A 23485-nucleotide genomic window follows, 5' to 3' on the forward strand; every position below is an offset into this window, starting at 1 on the left:
CGCCACTGTTGCTGATGTTGGTGATGATATTCCATGTCGGCAAGCCTCCTTGGTATTGCAAGGTAATCCGTTCCTGCGAACAATATTTGCGTTAAGTCGCGCAGGAGCAAGGCGGGGCCCTCAAGTGCCTACGCGTTTGATCCAGCTCAATTGCCCGGCGGATAGGCGCGCCGGTGGTAGTTCGCCAGCCCCCACCACGCCAGCGAGGGCATCAGCAACGGCAGGCAGGGCAGCAGGGGCGCAGGCAGCGGCCGCGGCCATACCAGCAATACCACCACCATGCAAAGCGCGAGTGCCGACAGCAGCACGCACAAACCAAACACCTCGGCGTTGTGCTGCTTGAACCGAAGACTCTTGAGCAGCCGCAGCGTCGCGCCGTCCATCACTGCCGCCGCCAGCAGCACGCCAGCCAGCGGCAGCACCTGCAGCACCGTGCATGCGCGATAGAAGGCCAGCACAAACTGCGCGCCAAAGGCCCTGGTGTAGTTGTTATGTAATACTGAACCCGCCAGATTGACGCCTGCCCGCGCCAAGGCCTGCTGGCCCTGGTTTTGGCCGGCAGCCGGCCCGGCGGGCATAACGGTGTTGGCCTGCGCTGCCGCCCGGTGGTCGATGCCTTGGGCTCTCTGCATGATCCGGTCGGCATCCTCGTCGTCCCAGAAGGTCGACGACCGTTCCTGCTCCATCATGAGCACTACGCGATACTCGCCGGCGCCGTGGCGTGTTGGCAGGTAGAGCACCATCAGTCCCATTACCAGCAGCGCGGCTACCACCAGATAGCGGCTCATGAAGCACACTCCGGATCCGGCATCCCGGTGTCGAGGATAGCGACGCGCCCCTTGTAGATATGTCCCCCGCTCACGCTGGCAAAGTACTCAAGGTTGGGCAGCCTGCCGAACATCGCCGGAGGTACGAGCGGCGCGGCAGTTTCCGCTACCATCGCGGCGTTGCCAACGCCGAAATCGCCGATGTGCGTGTCCATGCCCTCGGACATGGCCACGCGCACGTCGTGCACGTGCGTCTCGCCGAATTCCTCGGACAGCCACTGCTGCGTCTGCATGTCACGGGTACGGAACACCATCATGTTCTGCAGATTGCCAAGCACCATCAACGCCGCCTCCACGCTGCCCATCACGAACGCCATGTCGTTAACCGTTTGCATCGCCAGCGTCGACCAGATCCGGCCCTCCGAGCCCTTGTTGAGGATTTCGATCAATGGACGATTGATCACATTGCTGACCTCATCGACAAAGAGCGAGATGCGCGGCCCCACACCCAGGTTGTAGCGCACCCCCGCCCGTGCGGCGAGGTCGGCCAGCGCCAGGCCGGCTATGGCGCGCGCCACCGAAGGATCCGGCAGTGAATCGAGACACAGGTACAGAACGTGCCCGCCGCGCTCCATCTTTTCATAGTTCATTATGGGGCGGGCGTCGTCGGCATCGAAAGCATCGGGCGACAGCGTGAGGCCCAGGTCGCCCGAGGTCAACATGGACAATATGGGAAGTAAATTGGCGGTGATCTTCTGGTAGTGCTCCCTATCATGGCGAAACACCCGTACCTGGGCATCGATCGACTTGGACCCGCTCACCGCACCCACTCTCTTTTCGTAATATTCCACCAGTGCCATCAGTTCCGCGGTGGCGGCGCTGGTGGGAGCGCGCAGCTCGCCGCGCGCGGCACGCTGCAGCAAGCGCGCCATGTCAGGCTGGCGCCGCCAATGCGGCCCGATGGTGTTCTCATAGAACCGGCGCAGCGACTCTTCCAGCAGCGGCTCGACGCCACGTTCGATATAGCGCGTCAACAGCGCCAGGTTGGGACGCTGCTCATTTTCGATCAGGCCGCACACCACCACGTTCACGGCGTCCCACCCGAAGGAAGAAAACGCACCGCCCACATCGGGCGGCATTATGGCCTGAATGCGGGACGCGATTTCGGTCGGCTTTTGCCAGTTGAAGGTGAAGTCCAGCCGCACGCCCGTCTCCGGAAACGCCGGGTGGAACGACAGAAACGTATCCGCGCTGCGGAACTGCCGGCATGCGCGCTGTACCACCCCGCGCAGACGCGCGGAATTTTTGGGATCGATCACCAGCACCACGTCTCCGCGCCTGATCGCCTGCGTCACCAGCATGCCCAGCGCCACGCCCTTGCCGGACTGCGGGGCGCCGACGATCAGGGTGCCGCCTTCGAAGTTGGCCAACGCCCTGTAAAGTGGTATCTCGTCCCGCTCGACGCCGTGCAGATACGGCAAGCCGGCCTGCGCATCCGGCTTGATCTCTGAGGACGGTCGGAACAGGCCGATCGCCCACTTCGGAACCAGCAGCTTGGTATAGTCGTCCTTGGCGACGTCTATGAGCCGCTGCGCGTGGACCGGCTGCCACTCGAAGCCAAAGCCAAGGAACAGCTGATCCGGATCCGGAGTCAGCTGCACCATCTGCTCGAACGGCAGCACCTGCATCGCCCGGCCCGACAGCGGCGCGCGCAGCGCCAGCACGCCCAGCGCCTGCCACATGCGCGCGACGGACATGGCCACAGCGAATACCGCCATAGGGGCACGGAGTACCCTGGGGCCATCCAGGACAGCCAGCGCCACCGCCGCTGCCGTCCAGGCGGAAGCCGGCCAAATCTCATATGCTCGCCGGAATGATCGTTCATACGGACGAGTCAACATATCATGCCTCCGGCGTCAGCCTCGGGTTCGCCGGGCCGCCGTGCGGCAAACCGTCAACCCAGGCGGGGGCCAGCACCAGACCGGCTTGCTCCACACCGCCGAACTCCACTTGCCATACCGCGCCGCCCGCCGTGCTCCCGACCACCAGCATGCCGGCGTCGTGCAGCGCGCGCTGCACCTGGCCGGGATCGCAATGCCGCTGTTCCAGCGAAGTCATCGGTATGAACACCCCATGCGCCACCACCCTGCACTGAGGCTGCCCAGGTCCGTTGAGCGTCTCGATCAGCTGAGCGAGCGGTTGGGCGACCGCGGCGACCAAGCCCAATGGCGCCATCAGCACCACGCGCCCGCCGTCGTCGGCCGCCATCACCGAAATCGTCGACGGCGGCAGCGCCGCTTCGCACTCGTCGCCGGCCTCGGGACCCGGCTCCACCACGTTGGCCGGCCCCGGCACCGCATGAAGGAAGGGGATGGTCCGCTGTGCCTGCTGCTCGGCGGGAACCGGTTTGCGCCCGGCCGGTTTGCTTCGCCCCTGTCCCGCAGCAGCAGCCGCGCCGCCGGTGGCGACGACTATCGACCGCCCCAGCGGCGCAGGATGGGGTTCAGTTGAGGAAAGCAGCAATGCCGGATGGGCCAGTTTGATCGCCTCCTGAGGTTGGGCCGCCTCCGGCAGGCACACCAGCCAGGTGCTGAGCGTATCGCTGCGCGGCTCGACCACGCCGGCGTCGAGCAGTATTTCCAGGATGGTCTCAGGCACCTTGGGGATGCCGGGCCAGCCCTCGCTGTCGAGCAAGCGCGCGACATCGGCCACCGCCTGCGGCCACAGAATGAACATCCCGTCCTGCGCGAGCCACAGGCGTGACGACGGCGCATTGAGCATCCACCCCTGATCCGAGCCAGCCAGGCGACGCAAGGCGTCAACCAGGTAGCGCTCCAGGTGCGCCCCCAGTTGCGGTTTGCCATAACGGTCGGCGCTCGCCTGCAGGTTGCGGTTGATCACAACTGCCACTGCACGGCGCACCAACTCGTCCACAATGTTGTGATCGCGCAGACCAGGAATCCCACCGACGGCGGCCAGCATGTGCGGCACGACCACCATATTCTCGTGGCTCAGATATTGCAGCACGCTGGCGTCGACAATATACGGCAGAGCGAACAGCCCACCTGCGCGCGACTCGCGCGGCTGGCTTACCCAGCGCACGAAACAGCGGTCAGCATTGCGCCTGGCCAGCCATTCGGTCAACGGCACCATATATGCCGGCCACTTCGCACCGCCGCCGTCACTCACCACGATATGGCTGAGGACACGATGCACCTCCGAGCACAAGCCCGCTATCAGCGTTGCGCGCCGCCAACGTGGCTCCAGGATGCGACGTCCGCTGATCGTGCTGCGGCCGCCAAAGATCTTGCCATCCGTGCCCTGCAGCGCGAAGAATCCCACTTCCAGGCCCATACGGAACAATCCGCCAGCGTCGTTGAAGTAGTTATCCGGCGTGGCCGGCAACACGTTCACGAAGGCCGCGTACGAGCGCACCAGGCTCAGCACGTCGCGCTCGAACGTGGCCCCGTCGCATCCGTAGGCCAGTTTGAGCTGTGCCAGCAATTCCCCGTTGGCGGCCAGGATGGCGTCGGGCGCTTGCGCCGTCAGGCCGGGATCGGCGGATGGGTAGACGAAGCCGGGCGCGGACGGGGTCGCTCCGGCGGCGGGACTGGCCGCGCCGGAGGCTGGGGTGGCAGGTGGCGCGGTACTCCGGCGCCAGCCGCCGAGCAAGGGAGGTAATTCCATGGCCGGACTCCTGGGAGCCGCCACTATCGCAAGCCCACTGTCGGGTGTCCAACCGATACCCCCGAGTTTCAGGGGGGTGTTTCAGCACGGGGCTCGACAAAGGCGCGCTGCACCCACGTCACCACAGCCTCGGGCAAGCGGACCAAGCGGATCCGTCGTGGCCTGCGCATCCGTGGCGCCCGCCTGTGTCGGGCCTGATAGCCGCAATAGGTGCACAGCAGTGCGTCGTTGCGGATGTCGGTGGTCTGCCGCAAATAGCTGACGCCGCACCGGCCGCATCGCTCCAAGCGGCACATCGTCTCCTGCCCCCACCATCCGAAGCAGCAACGGACCAGTGCCAGCGCGACCGGAAACGCCAGTTGCTCCGGCACCGGCGTCAGTTCGCGATAGCGCCGAAACGCCTCCAATACGGTCCGCCCCGGCGATTGCCCGGCCACGCCCATGCGCTGCACTGCATCGAGAAAAATGGCGGCCTGCATCCGCCGCATGCTGCTGGCGCGTTCCAACCAGCGCTCGATTTTGAAGGGTGGGCCCAGCGGATTGCTGCGGCCCGCGCGTTCCAGCACCGCGCGGACCTTTTCGGCCGGCAAGCCGATGACTACGGTGATATCGCGGCTGTGCACACTGAGTCCTATGAACTGCTCCGCCAACCAATATGCGTCGCTGCACTCTGCCCGCGGCGGTCCATGGCCGTCAAAACCGCCGGTATCCGTAACCTTGTCCATGTTTAACGCCCGGCCGCCGCAACGGGCTTGCGCCGGTCCGGCTGTGGCGGGGACCACTGCGACGGCGCGGGATCGGCCAATAGCGTGCGCAGCTGGCGCACGTGGCCAGGCGCCTGCACCAACTCACAGAAGTCGCTCCGTAACTGGAACAGCGGTCCGCTGCGAAAGGAGTCCACCAGGCGCATCAAATCGGCCGTACTAAGCTGACGTAAGCAGCGCAACTGCGGTTCGCTGAGCCTGAACAAGTAGCAGGCGGAAGTTCCGTCGCGCAGCACATTGGCGTGCAAGGCCGACAAGCCCACCAGATTGAATAGCTGCACATCCGTCACCGCCAACATCTTCTCCATCACGAACTCCCTCAACGCATCCTGCAAGTGCATTTTCCGCTATGCACACATTATTGCCCCCTTGACTAGCTGCGTGCTGAGATCGCGCAAATGGCAACGATTCACCGGGGGCCGGTTCGACGCCAGCACTGTCGAGGCGCAAAGTACAAACGACCGTCGCGGACTACCGCGTTGAACAAAAAAAGGGGCCGCCGGCCCCTTTGCGCCGCGACTTGCGCGGTCAATCCAGATCAAATGCGCTGCGCAGGCTCCTGGCCGGCGAGCGCGCCCATCCCCGCTACATATCCTGGTGAACCACCAAGCAGTCCAGGCGTTTGCGGCGGGCCTCCTCAAGCAATGGCCGCAACACAGCGGGGGCCTCCGGCAGCTCACGCGCGAGGTTCACGCCGAACTCACGTATGCCGTCCTCACCGTTGTGCCGATGCTGCCAGCTCGCCGCCGATGCAAACCATCGCCAGGCACTCTGCCAGGCATCAACGTCGCTTTCCTCCACCACCGTCCGCAGCGACACGAAAGCCACCAGTCCCAGGCTGCTCGGATGTAGCAGGTCGCCATCCTGGTACCGGCGCGCCCACGCCCGATCGGCCAACTCGTCGATCGCGGCACAGGCAAGCCTGGCCTGGGTCTCGCAGTCGTCGTCTTCCTGCGCCTCCGGCACCAGTTGCAGCTGCAACAGGAGTCCGTACACCTCATCGGAGAAATCGCTTGCGGACCAGGTCACGATGACCTCCCCGATTCCGGCTCGCCAATCTTGCGGGCCTGCGCGATGATCTCCATGCGGCAGCAGTGAGAATCCAGAATGCCATCGGAAGGCTGTTTGCACTCCGCATGGGCTGCAACGTCAGTTGTGCCGTAGCTCCAGATGCCTGGCTTGGCAACGTGGCGGACAGACGGCGCAGAGTTGCCGCCGTACGTCAACGCCGCCGACTCGATGGCCGGCACACTATATGCTGCGTCAAGTGGCCGCTGGCGGCACGACAGCGCCATGCGACCATAGAGCAAATCCCCTGGTATCGGGCCGGCATGCACCACAGCCTCGTCCGTACTTAAACGGTATGCGAAGGCTCCGGAAAGATGCAGGGCCGACGGGGTTCGAACATTATTACAAGTATTTTCACTCATCATCATTCTCCTGTCGTGAATGAAACTGCCCCGTTTGGGACGGGTGGAGGATCGGGTGGCCACGACGACGGCTGCCTTGGCAGCCATGCGCCGTCGCCGACAAGCGACGCGCCTAAAGCTGCCGCGCCAGCTCCATGAGCTCATCGGATTGAAATTCCTTGCCGAGGAAGCCTTCGTACTTCGCCGTTGTCAGGTAAAGACGACACGGAATCCTGAAGTGCACAGAGCGACCGGGACCGACCCAATCGTGGTGAAAGAACCAGAACCGTCCGGCCAGAGTTTTGACCGTGCGGGTCAACGTCTCGCGCGCAATTGGCGGATTCAGACCACCGCTGAAGTCGGCACCGCCACCCTTCCAGAGATAGAACGACCCGGAAGGTGTCGTCTGCAGGGCGCCACCCCAGTCCCGGCCAAGGCGCTCCATTTCACCGGTGGGAAACAGCACGTAGTCTCCGCACAGCGGCGTTTCGATCAGGTCACGGGCCGCCATCCTGGCCAGCCGAAGACGCTCGTCTACTTCATCGAATTGAATCTTCATTCACAGCTCCGTATCAATGCGCGGCGCCGCCCACCGGGCTGGACGCCCGCAGGGGGATCACCGGCAATCGCCGGACCGCTTCAACTATTCATCTGCACGACCTACCCATTACTGGCATCGGCTTGCGCCGCGCAGCGCGCTGCAGACGCCTCACTGCCACCAGCCCTGTGGGTCGGCTGCCTCGATTTCGGCCGGACACTGCTGGCCGTCGGCGGATGGCCTGAATCGTACGCAAAGACCGCCAGACGCATTCCACGCCGCGTTCTCGGCCACGATACCAAGGTGGCCGGCCACTGCATCCGCAATGGCGTCGGCGGCCAACTCTGCCATCGCCACCAGGCCGGCATAGTTGTGAACTTGCAGTGTCCCGGCCACTTCCAGCATGGCCTCAAGATTTAGAATTTTCATCGCTTCACTCCTTCCAAGCGCGGCAGCCTCCAACAGGATCTGGGTGCGCGCACGGTTACAAAATGGCCTGGCGTTCCAGGCCGCTCAAAAAATGTTCGCGGCAAGCGGCTGGTGGAGCACTCTTCGGTCACCGCTTGCCGGCGCCGCACGCGGACTAGGCGGCGCAACGCCCGAGGCAACTTGACTCCGGACTGCGTGTCCTCGATTCGCCACGCGTCGCCGCCGGGCCAGGCAGACCCCGGCACTTCGGCTTCCGGCCACACCGCGCCTGGCGTTGCCAGTCGGCGTGCGGCAGATAGTCCACATCGCCAGGCAGTTCTGTGAAGCTGTCGTAGTGTGGGACCACCGGCAAGGCGGAGCCGTCGCCGAGACCCGTACAGCGGCAGTCACCGGCAGCCATCCGCTGCGCCGCCACACAGGTGATGCAGGTCCTGAGGATACGCAGGCGTAACATCACAACACCTCATCCGTAGCAGGCCTGCGAGCGATACTCTCTCCCACCCGTGATTGGCGAACCTGCTCGCCGCCGGCCGACAGCAGCGTGATCGTGTCGCCCAGCGCTAGCTGCACGCCCAGTTCGGCGCCCAGCCAGTGGACATAGAAACCGTGTTCGAGAACGGCCTCTGCGTCAACGGCGAACGGCGCGCCATCGAGCAACAGGAACATCAGGCCGACGCTGTTGGATTCTCCATCGACCAGCGGCACGTCATTGGCCAGCAGCCTGGCATCCTGCGTTGGTACAGAACTCATAAGGGTCTCCTTAATATGGAAAGCGCGTCCGTGTCTCGGCTCGCGAGGCTGCAAGTCAAAAAGGGGAATGGCTGCGCCTGGACCGGCCGGCGGTACGCGTGGATTAAGACGATGGAATCGCGCCCCGCGCGATCGCAGCTGGGCGACGCGCCGCACGGCGGCGCTGGGACAAATCGAACAGACAGCCATCGGTACCCCAACGGGTGCCGATGGCTGCCGGCATCTCAACGCAGCGGCCGGCGGCCGCGCCTGAGCGCCAGTTCAGCGATGGACCGCAGCAGCGCCCACAGCGCAATCAGCGGAGCAAAGAAACCGCGCGGCGTTTCCTTGACGCCGGCGATAAAGCCTTTAACGAAATCGTTCACGGAGCACCTCCCGTATCGCCAGACAGGTTGAATACAGCGACCACCAAACCACCAGGGCCGCATCGGAAAACAAGATCAGGCTCTCGACCCACGACATGACGCGGGTGAACCTCGCGTCATCGACCAAGGGTCGCGACCACTGTTCCAGCTTATGCAGTGTACCGCCGAACACCATCAGGGCCGCGTACATCAAGGCGCCGACGGAAAGATGGGCGACGTACGCCCCCAACACATGCCATATGCGTTTCATCGCAAACCTCGCAGGAATGAAATTGCAGGCAGCGCCGGCACCCTCATGGGCGGCCGCGCAACCACGGATCACAACACAGGCGCGTGGGCTCAGAACAGATCGCCCTGCACAGGTTGCGCTTGCTTTGCCGGCGTGATCGCCGGCGGTAGGTTATGCAGGGCGGTAGCGAGCTGCCGTCCAGTCATCCGGAACGACGTCCGGTCGGGGAGGCGCAGCACCATCCAGCCCTTGCGGCCGCCCAGGTTGCGCAACAGTTCGTAGCGATGAGCGCCTAAGCGCACCACCAGACCATGCTCGGGTCGGCGCCGCTGCGCCTTCTGGACGTGATACTCCCTGACCAGCGCACGCCATGCGGCGGCTCTCTCGCAAGGCGGTCCGGCGCGATTCAGCAAGGCCAGCGGACAGTCCGTTTCGAAAGGTTGCTGTGCCTCGCTCAAGGACTTGTAACCCCACCCTTGGTTCAGCCGCCCGCTGCCCGCCAACAAGTCCAGGCCTATCCACGCCGGCCCTTCATCGACACCCTTGGCCAGGTACCAATGGTGGTTGCCCACCAGCGCAGATTGCAGCATCAATTGCCTGCCCTGGAAGCGTTCGGGGCGGCGCAGATATTCCACCACATCGTTCCTGCTGCGCCAGAATTGTGAATAGCTCCATCCCATAACCTTTCCCTCCTTTACAGAAAGAGACGGGAGCCCCGGCGGGGCTTCCCGCCGGTGGGTAATGCATCAATGGCGCGCGTTCAGCTGCGGGCGCGCCGCGGTGACTGCCGGACTGTATCGGCGGGCAACTCGCGCGGCCTGACCGCCGGTTGGCGCCTGCTTGCAGACACCAGGGCCGGCTGCTCGCGCCATTGGCGTTCCGCGGCGATCAAGTCCCAGCCGAGTTCCCGCCTGGCCTTGCTGCGGTCCATGCTGCTCTCCTTGCCATGGCATCAACGCGCCGTGGCGATCTCGCGCCATTGGCGCTGATTCAATCCCAGCATCAAGCCGACCACCTGTTCGAGCTCGGTGGCCCGGTCATAGTTGACGACTTCCTGCGCGTGGGCGGTGACGGCGTTGAGCAGGCCATAGCCCGACATGTCGCCGCCCATCACCATCTGGCGCAGGATGCCGGCACGCTCCTCATGGTTGATGTCGAACCTGTTGGCCAGCACTTCGACCGAACGGTTGACATCGCCCTCGATGACCACGCCGGCGGTCTCGCGCATCTGGGCCGCGTAGCGGCGCAGGTTGGCATCGCTGATGGCGCCGCGCACGACGTCGCGCACCTGCAGAAAGAACGCCGCGTCCGTCGCCGCCAGCGTGTCCTGCTGGAACAGCTCGCGGGCCTGGTCGCCCGACTCGAGGCGCGAGCCCACATGCATCTTGCGCATGCCGCTATCGGGAAGGATCAGCCCATTCATGCACTTCAGCCGATACACCAGCGCCTCCACCTTCAGGTGCCCGCAACCGACTTCGCTATTGCTGATCACCACGCCGGCCTGAACGACGTCGCCCACGCCCATCTCGCAGCTCACTTTGGAGCTGACCGCCTTCAGGTACAACCTGGTTTCGGTCAGCTCGCAGGACACGAACTGGCAGTCGTCCAGGGCGCGCTACTCCGGCAGGATCGCCATCATCAGGTCGACGTTCTCGATGCGCCGGTAGCTGGTCGACAGGAAGGCGCGCAGATGACGGTCCATCGTCCGTACCAGCCTGCTGTCGGCCTGCGGATCCGCGTGCAACCAGGTGTTGACGTTGTGGTCCAACAAGGTCGGCTGCTCGCGCTGCATGCGGTCGAAGTAGGCCAAAGGGATATCGAGGTGCTTGGCCAGCTGGCGCCGCGCCACGTTGCCGATGTCGTAGGGTCGCGCCTCGCCATAGATCACCAGATTGCTGATGCCGTCGGCACCGGTGTTGTGCACCATGCGCAGCGGCGACACCACCAGGTCACGCTTGCTGTGGGCCTGACGCAGAACCTCCTCTACCACGGTATCCAGATTGCTTCCTTGTTTCATGATGCTCTCCTCATGTTAGGCGCGCGGGCTCCCCAACGGAGCACGCCCCGCCGGGGTTGAAAATACAGGGGACGCGCACCGTGCGCTCCCCCAGTCAGGGCACTTGGCCCCGCAGCTACCTCAGGCCGCCCGCACGCAGTTCTGCGTGCTGCGGACCCATACCTCCGCCCAGGTATCGCCTGGATGCCTTGGTACGTAGACTTCCGGCAAGGCGAGCCTGTACTTCACACAGCGCCGTGCCAGCGTGTATGCCGCAGACTGCACCCGATAGTCGGGGCTGTGCTCGCAATAGATGCGAACGCGCCGTATCCCATCAGGCACCCACAGCCGCGCCAGATTCTCAGGCTGCATGGCGCACCACACCGCTTGCCCTGTGCGCAACTGCACTGCCAGAGCGGTCACCAGGTCGCTGGCCAGCGCCAATGTGCCGGCCGGAGCCGCCAGCCTGCACGCGCCGCCATCGGCATGGCCCAACATCTTCGCCGAGCGGCTGCCGAACGCGGGCGCGTCGTCCAGCAAGTACAAGCGGTACAGCTGCTTGTGGGCGGGACTGCACCCCTCCATCATGGCCAGCAGCGCCGGGGTGCAACAGACCAGGCGTGAAACGCCGGTGTCCGGATCGCGATCGTAAAACGGCAGCTCCGCATGGCAGCGCAAGGCGGCCGGATAGGTGGTCATGCCAACGCCCAGGCGCCGCAGGTAGCGGTCGACCGGGTCGCCGCGACGCACGGGTTGCGATTGCGCCAGCAATTCCTGGATCAGGCGCTGTTCCTTGCCGGAGCTCGCTGCAGCGCATTCCTGGCCGTCGGCCTCGCGCATGCCCAGATAGCTCTCGACGGCGCGCAGCACGGCCAGCATGCCGCCGCCGTGCAGGCCGTGCAGCAGCTTGAAGCCACCTCCCGGACCGCAGCGAGTGCACTGATAGTTCCCCATGCCGAACTCGTCGCTATAGCGAAACCGGCCGGCGTGCGCGCAGTTGCGCAAGGGGCACGGCAGCAACTTGCCACTGAGGACATGGGGAGCGACCCGGAGCGCCCGCAATATTTCGGTCCAGCGGCCTTGCGCTTGCAACGCCACCGTCGCAATCCTCTGTTCGATTTCTTTGACATCCATGATGATCTCCACCTTGGGGGTTGGACAGGCCGCATCACAGGCGCAACGCGCGGGCGTAAACCACGCCATCACGCAGCGAGACTTCGATCTGTTCGCGTTCGACCAGCAACGTGGTGGCCGCCTGATCCTGTGCATCGCACAGCAGCACGTCGTAGCCATGCGGATTGAAAGCGATGCGGTAGGCACGCTTGCGGCCATAACCTACCTGGAATTCGCGGCCGGGCCGTCCGGTCAGCAGCTCCGCCTCCTTCAACAGATAGTCCAGATCCGCCAAGGCCCTGACCCGGCGTAGTCCACCTGAGGCATGCCGGCCGGAGCGCTCGCGTCCAGTATTCTGGGTAGCGGCGCTACCGCTGCGATTCAAGTTCAACATCATGTTCTCCTTTGCATGAGCGCCGCCGGGCGGCGCGGTTGGGGTCGGGCCTCAGGCGAACAGGTCGCCGTGCTGCTGGCGACTGCTGATCTGCTGATTGAGCCACTGCGGGTTTTTGTCCAGGCTGCGGGCCACCCATTGCGGATTGAGCACGATGGCTTCGCGCACCCACGACGGGTACACGGAAAACGCTTCGTCGAACCAGCGCCGCAGGCGCTGCTGGATCCAACAACGCACTTCATCGGCGTCGACGCGGCCCATGTACTCCAGCGGAGACAAGGGGCTGCTGCCGACCACCCGGATGCAGCTGACAAACGAGAACGGCCTCGCTTCCAGCGCGCCGTCGGCGAAGACCCAGCGCAAGATATCGATCTTGTCCTCCAGCGACCGACCCGGTCGATCCAGCGCCTTAACCTCCGACAACAATCGCCAATGCAGGTGCACCACCTCCTCTTCAGTCCATGGAGGTATGGTTTCAGCCGCTTCAGCCTGGTCGTCGCCGACCAGTTCAAACGGTTCGCATCCAGAAGCAGTTTCTGGGTTCTTGGGCATGATGGCCTCCTAACAGGTAGCAAGGGGCCTGCCCCGGGGCTGGGCCCCGATGGGTGGATAGCGCGGCCGCAGGGGACGCGAGGGATGATGGCTGGTGCAATGGACGCGGACTGCTCCGCAGGCGGACGCCAGCTACCGCCTTGAAAAAACCTTTGGACGCACCGGCGCCACGCGCCTACAGGCGCCTCGAAAGGTTTCTGGGTCCATTTTTCAGATGCTACGTGGCTGGCTTGCGCCGCGCCAATGCCGTGGGGCTTGCCTGATACCGCAGGGCTAGCTGCTGCTTGCTGCACCTTAGCGCCGCTGGCGCACCGCCGTCAACGGGCCGTCTGGCACAAACCAAACGGCGCCCCTATGGAGATCGCCAAAACTGCGTTTGAGCGGCTGGTGCAGTCCCATGCGAGCGGCGATGATGGGCTCCCCTGCCACCCTTTCCGGAGAACGCCATGGATGCCAGCTATGTAGCCAACGCCGATCTCGAGCGCATCAACGCGCGCCTGATTGAGCGCTACGGCCAGGTCGACCTCAGCGGCATTGAGTCCGCCAGCCGCTCCATCCCCACCAAGCTGTACAGCCCCGATGCCAAGCGCTTGTTTGTGCGCTATTTCCACCTGCTGCAAATGAATATGCAGTACATCTCCGTCATCGGACGCCTGTACCTTGAGGACGCGGTCGTGACGGATGCGGAGGAGCGCCTTGCCGCACTGATCCAGGCCGCCACCGACCGCGTCAACAAGGCCATCAAACAATCGGAACAGACGTTCCGCGAGAACGGCGTCACGAACCTGGGCAGCTTCCACATCGCCCCGATCAGCGCCGACGTCCTGGTATTTTCCAGCTTCGCACGGCGCTACCTTGAGCTGATCACCAAGCTAGACCACCTGATGCTGATGCTGGAAATCATGGCGATCGACGAGTTCATTTCGATTACGGCCAAGCAGCAACAGAAGTCGCCGCACAAGCGCGCCATCCGCGCCATCGGGCGCGAAAGCCTGTCGCAGCGCATCCGCTTCTACAAAATGATCACTGCCGCGCGCGGCGTCCAGTCCAGCGAAGCCCGAGGTCGTGCGCGCAGCCGGCAGCGCGACGAGGAAGCTGCGCCGGCCCATGGGGAAAACGAAGCGGCGGCAACGGGCGATGGCGACGAAGGCAGGGTTGGCGCCGCCGAGAGCGGCGATCGCGACTCCGGAGCTGCCGCGCACGACGAGGACGCCATACAAAAGCCGCGGGCACCCCGCCGCCGCACCCGCAACATCAAGGAACCCGGGCATGCCCCGGCCGAGGAGGTGGCCATAGAACAACCGGAGCATGGGGACGCGCCGCCGGCGCCCCCGATGCACTTGACGGATGGGGTGATACTCGCGGATCCGCAGGCCGATTCCCCCAACCCTCCCGAAACCGGCCGACACCTTGCGCCGCCGCAGGACCTCAGTGAATCGGCCGAGGCAGCGTTCGATGCGGTCTAACCAGCGCTTGACGCCGCTCAAACACGGCTGGTCGAGCATCACTATATTTTACCCATGTGCAGGCAGCCGTCCAGGCTGCCTGCGGGAGTACGCCATCATGTGCACCGTGCCGTCCGACTTTGCCGGCGCCGCGCGGCACCTGCTCGGCCATGCAAGCTTCGACGCCATGTCGAGCGCTGGCCTGGGCCTGAACGAGATGTGCGGCGAGATCGCTCGTCGCGGCCTGCTTGCCGAACTGCGTTGCGATGATCCGCACCGAAGCCTGCACGACCTTGCCATCATCCAGAACTATGCCAGACGCCTATGGCGCCCCGGCGCAGGCGCGTCCAGTGGCTAGCTGGCGCCCGCCCGTTAGCCTCACCGACCTCTCCATACAACTCAATCAAGGGAACCACCGCCATGGACGCCCCCGTACAAGAACTGGTCCTGAGTTTCATCAACCGCCAGGATGGTGAACTGCTGGGATCGAACTATTTCACGACCTGGGCTGCCGAAGCCGGGTTTTACCACCTGTCGGTGCACCCGCGGGCCGCCCGCCTGCTGGTTCCGGACTGCCAGGCGGCCGCGCTGCCCGAAATGAGAACTGGCCACAGCTGCATCTTTGCCAACGGCGAGCTCGATTGTGACCCAGCGCTGGAAATGCTGTTCGACGACGGTTCGGCACGGCCGTTCTCCATCCATCTGCGTCCCTGGCAAGTGTCGGGCAACCTGGCGATACTTCCCGGCGCCTTCCCGCTGATCGCTTGCACCAGCGACGGGACGCATTACAGCTGGATCGCACACTGCCGGCGCGGCCGGTTTCGCTTGCCCCTGCTCAAGCCCTGGTGACCCCCGCTGCTGTTTGCGGAAAGCCCCGCAAAATCCGGGGGGGTTGTGGCTGGCCTTGAATCTGGGGCCCCAGCACAATGGCTCCGTCTTGACCATGCGGAGCAATTATGACCATGCGAGAACCAGCGCTGGCCCAGCAGCTACTGATCGAGGTCGTCAACGGCGCCAATTTCAGCCAGGTGGCCAGCAGCACCGGCTTGGGCCGCAGCGCCGTCGTCCAGCAGGTAAAATCGCTGGCGCGGTCGCTGCAGACAGTCGTCGGCGTCATCAACGTCGACGAAGGCGCCGAACCCACCCTGACCTTGTTGCAGCGCGAGGGCGCCCATTATCTGGAGGCGCTGGGCCACTTCCGTCCGGAACTGGCGCTGACCGCCCAACCACAGTTCCCGGTCGCCACCAGCGCGCAGATCCGGGCATTGGTGGCCTATGCCGACCGCGCCAGCAGCGAACCAATACGCGACCGCGCCCTGCTGCTGTTGCTGTTCGCTACCGGCGCCAGGCCGGACGAGATCGCGTCGCTGCGTATCCGCGACTATATGCTGCCGCGCGGGACCATCCGCCAGCAATCGGTGCTGCGGGCGGAAGCGGCCTCCAACGGGCGCGAGCGGCCGCTGTACTTTGTTCATGCGCGCACCAATGCCGCCATTGATGCGTATCTGGACCAGCGGCTGAAACTGGAAGGTTCTCCCAGGAACGCGGACGCGACACCGATGTACCGCGGACTGAACCCGGACAGTGCGCTGTTCGTCAACCAGGAAGGAAGGCCGCTGCAGCAAGGCCGTTGTTACGGTGCTGACAGCATCCAGGGCATTTACCGGCACATGTTCCGCGGCGCGGGATTGAACCACTTCAGCCCGATGGGGGCGCGCAGGACGCTGGCGCGGCACCTGTACCGGCACGGCTTGGACGAGCAGACCATCTCCAACTATTTCGGCTTCTCTTCGCTCTGGACGGTGCGCAATCTGCTGCGCGGGTACACCCGGCCATTGGAACAAACCCTGCAGGTGTTTCCATGAACGACAAACAGCGGTTGCTATTGGACGGACACGTCTACACGACCGACGCCCCGGCGTTGCAGGCGGCGCTGGAGCGCGTGCACGGCAGCCAGGACCGCCCCTTGTGCATGTGCGTCGAGGGCGGCATACCGATGTATGTGGCGCGCCACGGCGCCCTGGTCGCCAAGCGCATGCCGGGCACCGGCTGCAAGCACCATCCCTCCTGTCCCAGCTATGAGCCCGACTACACCCTGTCCGGGCTGGGGGCGCTGATGGGCCAGGCGGTGCTGCAGCATGGGGACGACCAGGTGGAGCTGCGGGTAGACTTCCCGCTGACGCGCGGCCAGTCGCGGCCGCGCAGGCCGCCGGCCGACAATGAGGCGCCCGCCGTCAAGAGCTCACCGCCGGCGATGAGCCTGCGGGCGCTGCTGCATTATCTGTATGAACAGGCAGGCATCAATCGCTGGTATCCGGCGATGGAAGGCCGGCGCCATCACCGCACGGTGCGCAAATACCTGAGCGAAAGCGCGGCCAACATTATCGTCAAGGGCATGCCGCTATCGCAGCGTCTGTTTATTCCGGAGGCGTTTCAGCTCGACCAGCAGGAACAGATCGCGCAGCGCCGGAGCCAGCAACTGGCCTTCCTCAACCGCGGCGCCGGCAGCGACGCGCCCGCGGCCAATCTGGCCCTGGTGCTGGGCGAGTTCAAGGGCGAACAACCGGCCACCGGGGCCCGCCGTATCTGGCTCAAGCACATGCCCGACCAGCCACTGATGATACGCAACGAGGCCTGGCAAAAGGTTACGCGGCGCTTCGGCACCTTGCTGACCACGCGCGAGGCTGACGTCGCCCAGACCATGCGGCTGCTGCTGTTCGCCTTGGTGCAGGCGGAGAACGAGCGGCTGCTGTACATCGATTCGGCGCTGATGATGCTCACCACCGCCAACTGGATTCCGCTCGAGGGGCCGCATGAAGTGCCGCTGCTGGCGGCGCTGACCGCGCAGCGACGCAAGTTCGTCAAGCCCTTGCGCTACGACGCCCCGACCGCCGGCCATTTTCCGAATGTGCTGCTGCTCGACACCGGAGCTCAGCCAACCCCGCTCCATATCGTCAGCGCGTTTGCCAGTCCCAAGGAAAACAGCGCCAAGCAGCGCGCGCTGTCGGAATCGCCTCAGGCCTGGGTCTGGCACACCGATGCCAGCCTGCCGGCCTTGCCGCCGCCAGCGTGATTCCGCGCCCTTCACCTCGAACGCGCGCAGCAGGCTTCAAGCGAAGCCGCCCAGCTAGGAAACCAGCCGTGACCTCTTTGACCGCAGAATTGATTGCGCTATTCCAGGCGGAGCCCGTTGCGGACGTGACGCCTGGCCAAGACGTTGTGCCGACGCTGACGCTGGCGGCGCGGCAGCTGCATGACTTGGGGTATGGCGAACTGCTGGCGGAGGATCTGCGCCGGCACCATGTGGACGCCCTGGTGCGGCTGTGGCATGCCCAACAACTCGACGTCGACGTCATTGACGCCAGAATCGACGTGCTGCGCTGGTGGGCAGGCACGGTCAAGCGACGTTACGCAGTCCACAACAACCCTGCGCTGCATGGCATGCCGGTGCATGCCCAGCCCAATCCCAGACCCCGCGGCGGCTGGCTGCAGAGCGTGCAAGACCCGTACGCGCGTGCGTCGATTGCGCTGGTGATGAGCTTTGGCCTGCAACGCATGGAATGCGTGCAGATCGTCCCCGCTCAGGCTGACCTCGGCAGCCACGTATTGATCCTGGCATCCTGGTCTTCCACCTGCCGGAACCGCCGGATTCCGGTCGCCAGCGTGGCGCAACGGCAGTGCCTGGACTATGCCAAGCTGGTTGCGGGCCAAGGGAGCTTGATCAGGGAGCCGCTGCGCTACCGCGGCCAATTGATGGAGCTCAGGGCCCAAACGCGCCATACGGCGCTGCCGTCGATATCGTATCTGCGCCGGAACTACGCCTTGGAGCGCTATCAGCAACTGACGGGCCGGCGCTGGAGCGCGGCGAGATCACATCCACATGCCAGGCCGGGTGCGGCCGCCCAGGCACTCGACCTGCATGCGCAGTTGACCATCGAGCAAGAAATGGGGCTGGCCATCGGCCTTGACGAATTTCTCGCGGGGCGGCCACGGACCAACAAGCGGCCGCTCCCGGCCTCCCGCCGAGCGCGCGTCGCCGCCAACGCGGCCGCCGGCCTCACCCCTGACAAGGACACCTCATGAACCACCTGCACGTTGAATTGATGGCGCTGTGCCACGCCAACCCCGACGGCGATCCGGGCACCTGGAGGGCGCGCATCGAAACCCTCGCCCTGGCGGCGGCTCAGCTGGAACAATTCGGCTACGCCGGGCTGCGGGCGCACGGCCTGGGCAGCCAGCATATCGACGCCCTGCTGGGCAGCTGGTACCACCACCGCTGCGACCCCACTACCTTGCAGGCTCGCACCGAGGCGCTGCGCTGGTGGGCCGACAAGGTGGGACGGCGCGACGCGTTCCGCAGCGGCCCGCCGCAGCCTGCGACCACGCATGACGACCTCAACGACGACCTCAGCGACGGCCGCTTGCGGCGTGTGCACGATCACTATGCGCGGGCCTCGCTCGCGCTGGCGATGAGCTTCGGGCTGCGCAAGTTCGAATCGGTGGCCATCCGCCCTGCGATAGCCGACAGCGGCACGCACTTGGTGGTGGCTGCCATCTCGACCCCGCAACCGCGCATGGTGCCAATTGCGACTCCGGCCCAGCGCATCGACCTCGATTTTGCCAAAAAGGTTGCGGGCCTCGGCCAATTGGCGCCGCGCCAAGCGTCGCTCCGTGGCCAGGTAGAGTCGCTCCGGATGGCCGCGCGCAGGGCCGGCATTCCCCCGAACCCCGATCTGCGCCGCAACTACGCCCACCTGCGCTACCTGCAAATCACCGGCAGGCCATGTGCGGCGGCCGGCGGTCCATCCGGCGCCACGCTGAACGCAGAAGACCATGCAGGAGATCGCCTGGCGCGCCAGAACGTGCTGGCCGAAATGGGCTACCTCAGCGATCCAGTCCCATCACTGTTCGACCAGCCATGAAGCCTGCGCCAGGGTGCAGGGCAGGCCCTAGCGCGGGCTCAGCCTGTCCGTCGCCAAGCCGTATCCTGCCAGCGCGAGCTGCACGAAGCTACGCCGGTCCTGCCTCTACGGGGCCGCCAGCAGCGGCGCCTGGGCCGGCAGCCCGTTGCGCCTGGTATCGCCAAGACCGCCACACGCCGCCTCGCCATAGCGCTGATGCTCAGTGGGCCTGGTCCCAGCTATTGCCTATGCCAAGCGCAACCACAAGCGGAACCCGCAGTTGCGCCACCCCAGACATCAGGCGCGGCAGTGCAGTCTGGACCAGCGCTAGTTCCTCGTCCGGCACTTCCAGCACCAGTTCATCGTGCACCGGCATTAACATCCGACTGCGCAGTTGCCCGGCCTGCAGCCAGGATTGCACGGCCACCATCGCCAGCTTGATCAAGTCGGCCGCCGTCGCCTGCATGGGTGCGTTGATGGCGGCGCGCTCTGCGCCGCTACGCCTGGCAAACTGCGGCGACGCGAGGTCGGGCAGCCATACCCGCCGGCCCAACAGGCTGGCCGCGTAGCCGTTCGCGCGCGCCTGCACCAGCGATTGCCCGAGATATTGTTTGACTCCGGCAAAACGGTTGAAATAGCGCTCGATATATCCCTGCGCCGTGTCCCTGTCCACGCCCAACGCGGCAGCCAGGCCAAACGATGTCATGCCGTAGATCAGGCCGAAGTTGATGCCTTTGGCGTAGCGCCGCTGCTCCTCGTTCACCGCCTCCAGCGGCACGTCGAACAACTCAGCGGCAGTGGCGGCGTGAACGTCGCTTCCCCGAGCGAAGGCCTGCAACAACACGGGATCGCCGGACAAGTGGGCCAATATCCGCAGTTCGATCTGGGAATAATCGGCCGACACGATGCAATGGCCTGGCGGCGCCACGAACGCGGCACGCACGCGGCGTCCGGCCGCGGTGCGTACAGGGATGCTCTGCAACGGAGGATCGGACGCGGCCAGGCGGCCGGTAACCGCCTTCGTCTGGGCGTAGGTGGTGTGCACCCTGCCGGTGGCAGCCATGATTGCTTGCGGCAGCTTCTCACTGAAGCCGGACCTGAGCGAAGCGAGCGAACGATACTCCAGCACCAGCGCCGGGAGCGGATGCTGGCGCGCCATCTGGCGCAGCACCGCTTCAGCCGTGGAGCGGGCCGCCTTCGCCTTGTTGTCCGGCGCAGCCAAACGCAGACGGTCGAACAGGACCTCCGCCACCGCCTTCGGCGACCCCAGGTCGAAGGCGTCGCCGGCCAGCTCCTGCGCTTGCGCACGTAGCTGCTCCATCCGGGCCGCCAACTCGTATGAGAGCGTGGCCAACAGGTCGGCCCGCACCAGCACGCCGGCGCGCTCCGCAGCGAACAGGATGGCCGAGACCGGCATTTCCACGTCACGGTACAGCATCTGCAGCGCGGGGAGCTGCGCGAGCTGTGCAGCAAGGCGCGGCTGCAGCCGCACGATCAGGTCGGCCTCCAGCGCGCCGCGCCGCATCAGTTGCCGTTGATCCTGGCTATTTGATGCCGGCAAGGGCATCGCAGTGTGATTCAGGTAGCGCATCGCCAGGCCGGGTAGTTCGTGCGTGCGGTGCGCGGCTAGGACATAGGAGGCCAGCTCAACGTCGTCGACCACGCCACGCAAGGTCACTCCGCAGTTGGCCAACAGATGGGTGGCCAGCTTTGCGCCGTGGACCACCTTCGGCCGATCGGCGCGCTCCAGCCACTGTCGCCACGCCTGCCGATGCGGTTCGAGCGCGTCCCCCAACGCCGCCCACGGCAGATAGGCGCATTCCCCTGGCGCCGTGGCCACGCCGAAGCCCTCCAGCGCCGTGACGGTTGGCGAAGCGCCGCGCGCGTGCAGCGACAGCGCGACCAGGGCGCTGCGCTCGGCACGGACCAGCCAGGCGCCAAGCGCAGCGCCCTGGTCCAGCACTTCCACGTCCTCGCCGGTCTGCGGCGCCGCCGCGGGTGCGGCCGGCAAGGCTGCGCGCGGCGCCGGAGCGTGGTCCAGCAGCAGCCGCGCCACCCGCTCCGTTTGCTCGTCGCGCGCGGCAAGCGCTACATCGATCGCCGGCACCAGACTGCTCAGATCACAGTTGGTGCGCAGCGCCTTGAGTGTGCGCGCCACCGGCAGCCAATCCAGCAGTTGGCGCAGGCTTTCCCCGAGACGGCCGTCGATCAGCTGCGCGTTGGCAAGCACGCCGCTCAGGTCCTGGTAGGCCGCCAGCCACCGGCGCGCCACTTTTGGACCGCATGCCGGCACCCCCGGCACGTTGTCCAGCGGATCGCCCACCAGCGCGAAGTAGTCGGGCAGCAGGCGCGGCGCCACGCCGTGGCGCTGTACGACGTCAGCGGACTCCAGCCGGATGCCGGTGATCGGATTGACCAAGGACACGCCCTCACCCGCCAACTGCGCCAGATCCTGGTCGGCGCCCACCACCACCACCTGCCAGCCTTCGTGCACGGCCCGCGCCGCCAGGCTGGCCATCACGTCGCGCACCGCCACGCCGGGGACGGACAACGTCGGCCAGCCCAGCGCCGACGCCAGCAGCTCCACCGGCGCCAGCTGCCGCCTGTACTCATCCGACTCCGGGCCGCGCGAGGCCTGGTACTCGGGGTGCAGCCAGCGCCGGAACTGGTCGTCGCCCCGCCCCAGGATGCAGGCTATCGCCTGCGCCGGAAACTGCACGCGCAGTCGCCGCAGCAGCTCGGCCGTCCCATGGATGGCGCCCACCGGCATGCCGTCGGCGCGGCGCGGCACCGGCTGCGCGTTGGCAACACGATGCACGTATCCGGGGACATCCACCAGCAACAGGGTTCGGCTCATGGGTAAGTGGGCACTTCTCGGGCTAAAGTTCGGGCGACCGCCATTGTCGCAGATCGGAAGCAGGCGCTGGCAATTTGATGTCCTATGTGGTCAGACGACTGGCGCGGCGGCGGGCCTCCTATCTTTTCCGTGCGGCAATATAATGATATCCTTCCCCAGCCATTCCGGCCCAATCATCGCCACGAGGACGTGCATGCCGAATCCCATCATAGTTCCGCTCAAATGGGCATGCGTTCGCTGGACACCTGAACTCAGCTGGGCCAGGGACTTGCTGCCGCAACTGATCAGCCAGGGATTGAAGAAGGAGGCCCTGGGGCGCAGCATCTACGTCATCCGCCTGGCAGGCAATTTCGCCATCAGCTACCCGGGCGGCATATCGCCGGCAGTGTATGTGGGCCAAGGCAGCTTCAACCAGCGCATCGAAAAGCACAAAAAATGGGCCGTCGAGCTGATGGAGCTGGTGGGGGACTACCATTTCGAGGTCTGCGTCGCCACGCCGCGCGTCAAGGGCCAGCCCAACACTTACCTCGATGCGGAAGCGGTGCTGCTGCACCGCTTCCGCGATCGCTACGGCAGCGCGCCGTTGTGGAACAAGAAGCTCGAACGGAGGCGCTTCCCGCACCATCATTACAACCAGCGGAAAGTGGATTATGTGCTGTACAACCGCAGTGGATCGCGCTACCAGTGGGCGCTGAAGCCGATGAAGTCCTCGCCGTTCTACGACAGCTACCTCAAGACCCATAGCTGAAGCCGGACATTGCCTTCGACGGCGGCCGGGACAGGCAAACCGGGCGCCAGCAACCGGCGCACACGCATCGCCTAGGGCAGCGCGCAGCCTTTCGACGCCCGTCTTTGACATTGCTCAACTTGCTTTCGTTCAGACCGTGCATAGTCCGTACCTACACCAACAGCCGACACCAAAACCATGGCCGTTACCCCGCACAGCGGGCCCCACGGAGAAAAGACAGTCGCCCGCGCCGACCGTCCGCCGCCTCCGTCGCTCGCCCTGTATCTGGCAGGCGCGTTGCTGTCCCAGCTGGCGCTCCTACCACTGTGGACCGGCGTATTGCTGCTGTGGGACGACCATAGCCTGCGCGTCCTGCAGGATCCGTTCGGCGAGTTCAGCAAGTACTTCGAGGCCATGGCCTACGTCGTTCTCAACGACCCGACCGCGGTGGCAGCCTACTTCGTGGGGCAGTGGCTGCTGCCTCCTTTCAGCATAGCGCTGGTACTGTTCGTCGTGCTGTGGGCGCGGGCGCTTGGCAAGTACGCGCTGCGGGGATACTGAG

General features: G+C 65.3%; 28 protein-coding genes. 9 read left to right on the forward strand and 19 right to left on the reverse strand.

Annotation, left to right across the window (positions count from 1 at the left end; genetic code table 11):
- Window positions 1-146 precede the first annotated feature (146 nt).
- The 18 genes from GEV02_RS20955 to GEV02_RS21030 all read right to left on the reverse strand — a co-directional run bounded on the left by GEV02_RS20955 (window position 147) and on the right by GEV02_RS21030 (window position 12993).
- Complete coding sequence (locus tag GEV02_RS20955; protein ID WP_152839921.1) at window positions 147-788, reverse strand: DUF4400 domain-containing protein; 642 nt, start codon at window positions 786-788, stop codon at window positions 147-149.
- The gene (gene traD / locus GEV02_RS20960; RefSeq protein ID WP_152839922.1) at window positions 785-2668 is read right to left on the reverse strand and encodes a conjugative transfer system coupling protein TraD; all 1884 of its coding nucleotides are present in this window, start codon (window positions 2666-2668) and stop codon (window positions 785-787) included. Before traD ends, GEV02_RS20955 begins: the two co-directional genes overlap by 4 nt.
- A 1-nt stretch (window position 2669) precedes the next feature.
- Window positions 2670-4454 (reverse strand): MobH family relaxase, encoded by a 1785-nt coding sequence (gene mobH / locus GEV02_RS20965; protein ID WP_152839923.1) that lies wholly within the window; start codon window positions 4452-4454, stop codon window positions 2670-2672.
- A 68-nt stretch (window positions 4455-4522) separates the two neighbouring features.
- The gene (locus GEV02_RS20970; protein WP_152839924.1) at window positions 4523-5179 is read right to left on the reverse strand and encodes a FlhC family transcriptional regulator; all 657 of its coding nucleotides are present in this window, start codon (window positions 5177-5179) and stop codon (window positions 4523-4525) included.
- Between the two features lie 2 nt (window positions 5180-5181).
- Complete coding sequence (locus GEV02_RS20975) at window positions 5182-5526, reverse strand: hypothetical protein (protein ID WP_152839925.1); 345 nt, start codon at window positions 5524-5526, stop codon at window positions 5182-5184.
- 277 nt (window positions 5527-5803) lie between these two features.
- Window positions 5804-6247, reverse strand: a complete 444-nt coding sequence (locus GEV02_RS20980; protein ID WP_152839926.1) for a hypothetical protein — start codon at window positions 6245-6247, stop codon at window positions 5804-5806.
- A complete protein-coding gene (locus GEV02_RS20985) occupies window positions 6244-6735 on the reverse strand; it encodes a hypothetical protein (RefSeq protein ID WP_152839927.1) in 492 nt (163 codons plus the stop codon). Before GEV02_RS20985 ends, GEV02_RS20980 begins: the two co-directional genes overlap by 4 nt.
- Window positions 6736-6760: 25 nt before the next feature.
- Complete coding sequence (locus GEV02_RS20990) at window positions 6761-7186, reverse strand: hypothetical protein (protein ID WP_152839928.1); 426 nt, start codon at window positions 7184-7186, stop codon at window positions 6761-6763.
- Window positions 7187-7336: 150 nt separating this feature from the next.
- Window positions 7337-7594 (reverse strand): hypothetical protein, encoded by a 258-nt coding sequence (locus GEV02_RS20995; protein WP_152839929.1) that lies wholly within the window; start codon window positions 7592-7594, stop codon window positions 7337-7339.
- Between the two features lie 453 nt (window positions 7595-8047).
- Window positions 8048-8344: a hypothetical protein gene (locus tag GEV02_RS21000; RefSeq protein WP_152839930.1), complete on the reverse strand. Its 297-nt coding sequence runs from the start codon at window positions 8342-8344 to the stop codon at window positions 8048-8050.
- A 224-nt stretch (window positions 8345-8568) separates the two neighbouring features.
- A complete protein-coding gene (locus GEV02_RS32985) occupies window positions 8569-8709 on the reverse strand; it encodes a hypothetical protein (protein WP_174999233.1) in 141 nt (46 codons plus the stop codon).
- Complete coding sequence (locus GEV02_RS21005) at window positions 8693-8959, reverse strand: hypothetical protein (protein ID WP_152839931.1); 267 nt, start codon at window positions 8957-8959, stop codon at window positions 8693-8695. The genes GEV02_RS32985 and GEV02_RS21005 overlap by 17 nt, the downstream gene beginning before the upstream one ends.
- 89 nt (window positions 8960-9048) lie before the next feature.
- Window positions 9049-9618 carry a hypothetical protein gene (locus GEV02_RS21010; RefSeq protein ID WP_152839932.1) on the reverse strand — a complete coding sequence of 190 codons (570 nt, stop codon included), beginning with the start codon at window positions 9616-9618 and terminating at the stop codon, window positions 9049-9051.
- Window positions 9619-9890: 272 nt separating this feature from the next.
- Window positions 9891-10529 (reverse strand): hypothetical protein, encoded by a 639-nt coding sequence (locus tag GEV02_RS33390; protein WP_328595881.1) that lies wholly within the window; start codon window positions 10527-10529, stop codon window positions 9891-9893.
- A 24-nt stretch (window positions 10530-10553) separates the two neighbouring features.
- Complete coding sequence (locus GEV02_RS33395; protein ID WP_235922867.1) at window positions 10554-10955, reverse strand: hypothetical protein; 402 nt, start codon at window positions 10953-10955, stop codon at window positions 10554-10556.
- 120 nt (window positions 10956-11075) lie between these two features.
- Window positions 11076-12068, reverse strand: coding sequence for a DUF7146 domain-containing protein (locus tag GEV02_RS21020; protein ID WP_152839933.1), 993 nt, complete (start codon window positions 12066-12068; stop codon window positions 11076-11078).
- 34 nt (window positions 12069-12102) lie between these two features.
- The gene (locus GEV02_RS21025) at window positions 12103-12441 is read right to left on the reverse strand and encodes a hypothetical protein (RefSeq protein WP_152839934.1); all 339 of its coding nucleotides are present in this window, start codon (window positions 12439-12441) and stop codon (window positions 12103-12105) included.
- A gap of 51 nt (window positions 12442-12492) precedes the next feature.
- Window positions 12493-12993, reverse strand: a complete 501-nt coding sequence (locus GEV02_RS21030) for a hypothetical protein (protein WP_152839935.1) — start codon at window positions 12991-12993, stop codon at window positions 12493-12495.
- 446 nt (window positions 12994-13439) lie between these two features.
- On the opposite strand from GEV02_RS21030, the gene GEV02_RS21035 reads away from it, so the two are divergent.
- From GEV02_RS21035 to GEV02_RS21065, 7 genes are all read left to right on the forward strand, one after another.
- The gene (locus GEV02_RS21035) at window positions 13440-14459 is read left to right on the forward strand and encodes a hypothetical protein (RefSeq protein WP_152839936.1); all 1020 of its coding nucleotides are present in this window, start codon (window positions 13440-13442) and stop codon (window positions 14457-14459) included.
- Window positions 14449-14796, forward strand: coding sequence for a hypothetical protein (locus GEV02_RS21040; RefSeq protein WP_152839937.1), 348 nt, complete (start codon window positions 14449-14451; stop codon window positions 14794-14796). Before GEV02_RS21035 ends, GEV02_RS21040 begins: the two co-directional genes overlap by 11 nt.
- A gap of 62 nt (window positions 14797-14858) precedes the next feature.
- On the forward strand, window positions 14859-15287 hold the full coding sequence (locus GEV02_RS21045) for a hypothetical protein (RefSeq protein ID WP_152839938.1): 429 nt from the start codon (window positions 14859-14861) through the stop codon (window positions 15285-15287).
- 107 nt (window positions 15288-15394) lie between these two features.
- Window positions 15395-16303, forward strand: coding sequence for a tyrosine-type recombinase/integrase (locus GEV02_RS21050; RefSeq protein WP_152839939.1), 909 nt, complete (start codon window positions 15395-15397; stop codon window positions 16301-16303).
- The gene (locus GEV02_RS21055; RefSeq protein WP_152839940.1) at window positions 16300-17511 is read left to right on the forward strand and encodes a DUF1173 family protein; all 1212 of its coding nucleotides are present in this window, start codon (window positions 16300-16302) and stop codon (window positions 17509-17511) included. The genes GEV02_RS21050 and GEV02_RS21055 overlap by 4 nt, the downstream gene beginning before the upstream one ends.
- 68 nt (window positions 17512-17579) lie before the next feature.
- A complete protein-coding gene (locus GEV02_RS21060; RefSeq protein WP_152839941.1) occupies window positions 17580-18521 on the forward strand; it encodes a hypothetical protein in 942 nt (313 codons plus the stop codon).
- Window positions 18518-19360 carry a hypothetical protein gene (locus tag GEV02_RS21065; protein ID WP_152839942.1) on the forward strand — a complete coding sequence of 281 codons (843 nt, stop codon included), beginning with the start codon at window positions 18518-18520 and terminating at the stop codon, window positions 19358-19360. Before GEV02_RS21060 ends, GEV02_RS21065 begins: the two co-directional genes overlap by 4 nt.
- A gap of 199 nt (window positions 19361-19559) precedes the next feature.
- On the opposite strand, the gene polA is transcribed toward GEV02_RS21065, so the two are convergent.
- On the reverse strand, window positions 19560-22196 hold the full coding sequence (gene polA / locus GEV02_RS21070; protein ID WP_152839943.1) for a DNA polymerase I: 2637 nt from the start codon (window positions 22194-22196) through the stop codon (window positions 19560-19562).
- A gap of 268 nt (window positions 22197-22464) precedes the next feature.
- On the opposite strand from polA, the gene GEV02_RS21075 reads away from it, so the two are divergent.
- Both GEV02_RS21075 and GEV02_RS21080 read left to right on the forward strand, forming a co-directional pair.
- The gene (locus GEV02_RS21075; protein WP_152839944.1) at window positions 22465-22944 is read left to right on the forward strand and encodes a hypothetical protein; all 480 of its coding nucleotides are present in this window, start codon (window positions 22465-22467) and stop codon (window positions 22942-22944) included.
- 177 nt (window positions 22945-23121) lie between these two features.
- Window positions 23122-23484, forward strand: coding sequence for a hypothetical protein (locus GEV02_RS21080; protein WP_152839945.1), 363 nt, complete (start codon window positions 23122-23124; stop codon window positions 23482-23484).
- Window position 23485 lies beyond the last annotated feature (1 nt).

The sequence above is a fragment of the Rugamonas aquatica genome (genome assembly GCF_009380215.1).
In the GTDB taxonomy this organism is placed as follows: Bacteria; Pseudomonadota; Gammaproteobacteria; order Burkholderiales; family Burkholderiaceae_D; genus Rugamonas; species Rugamonas aquatica_B.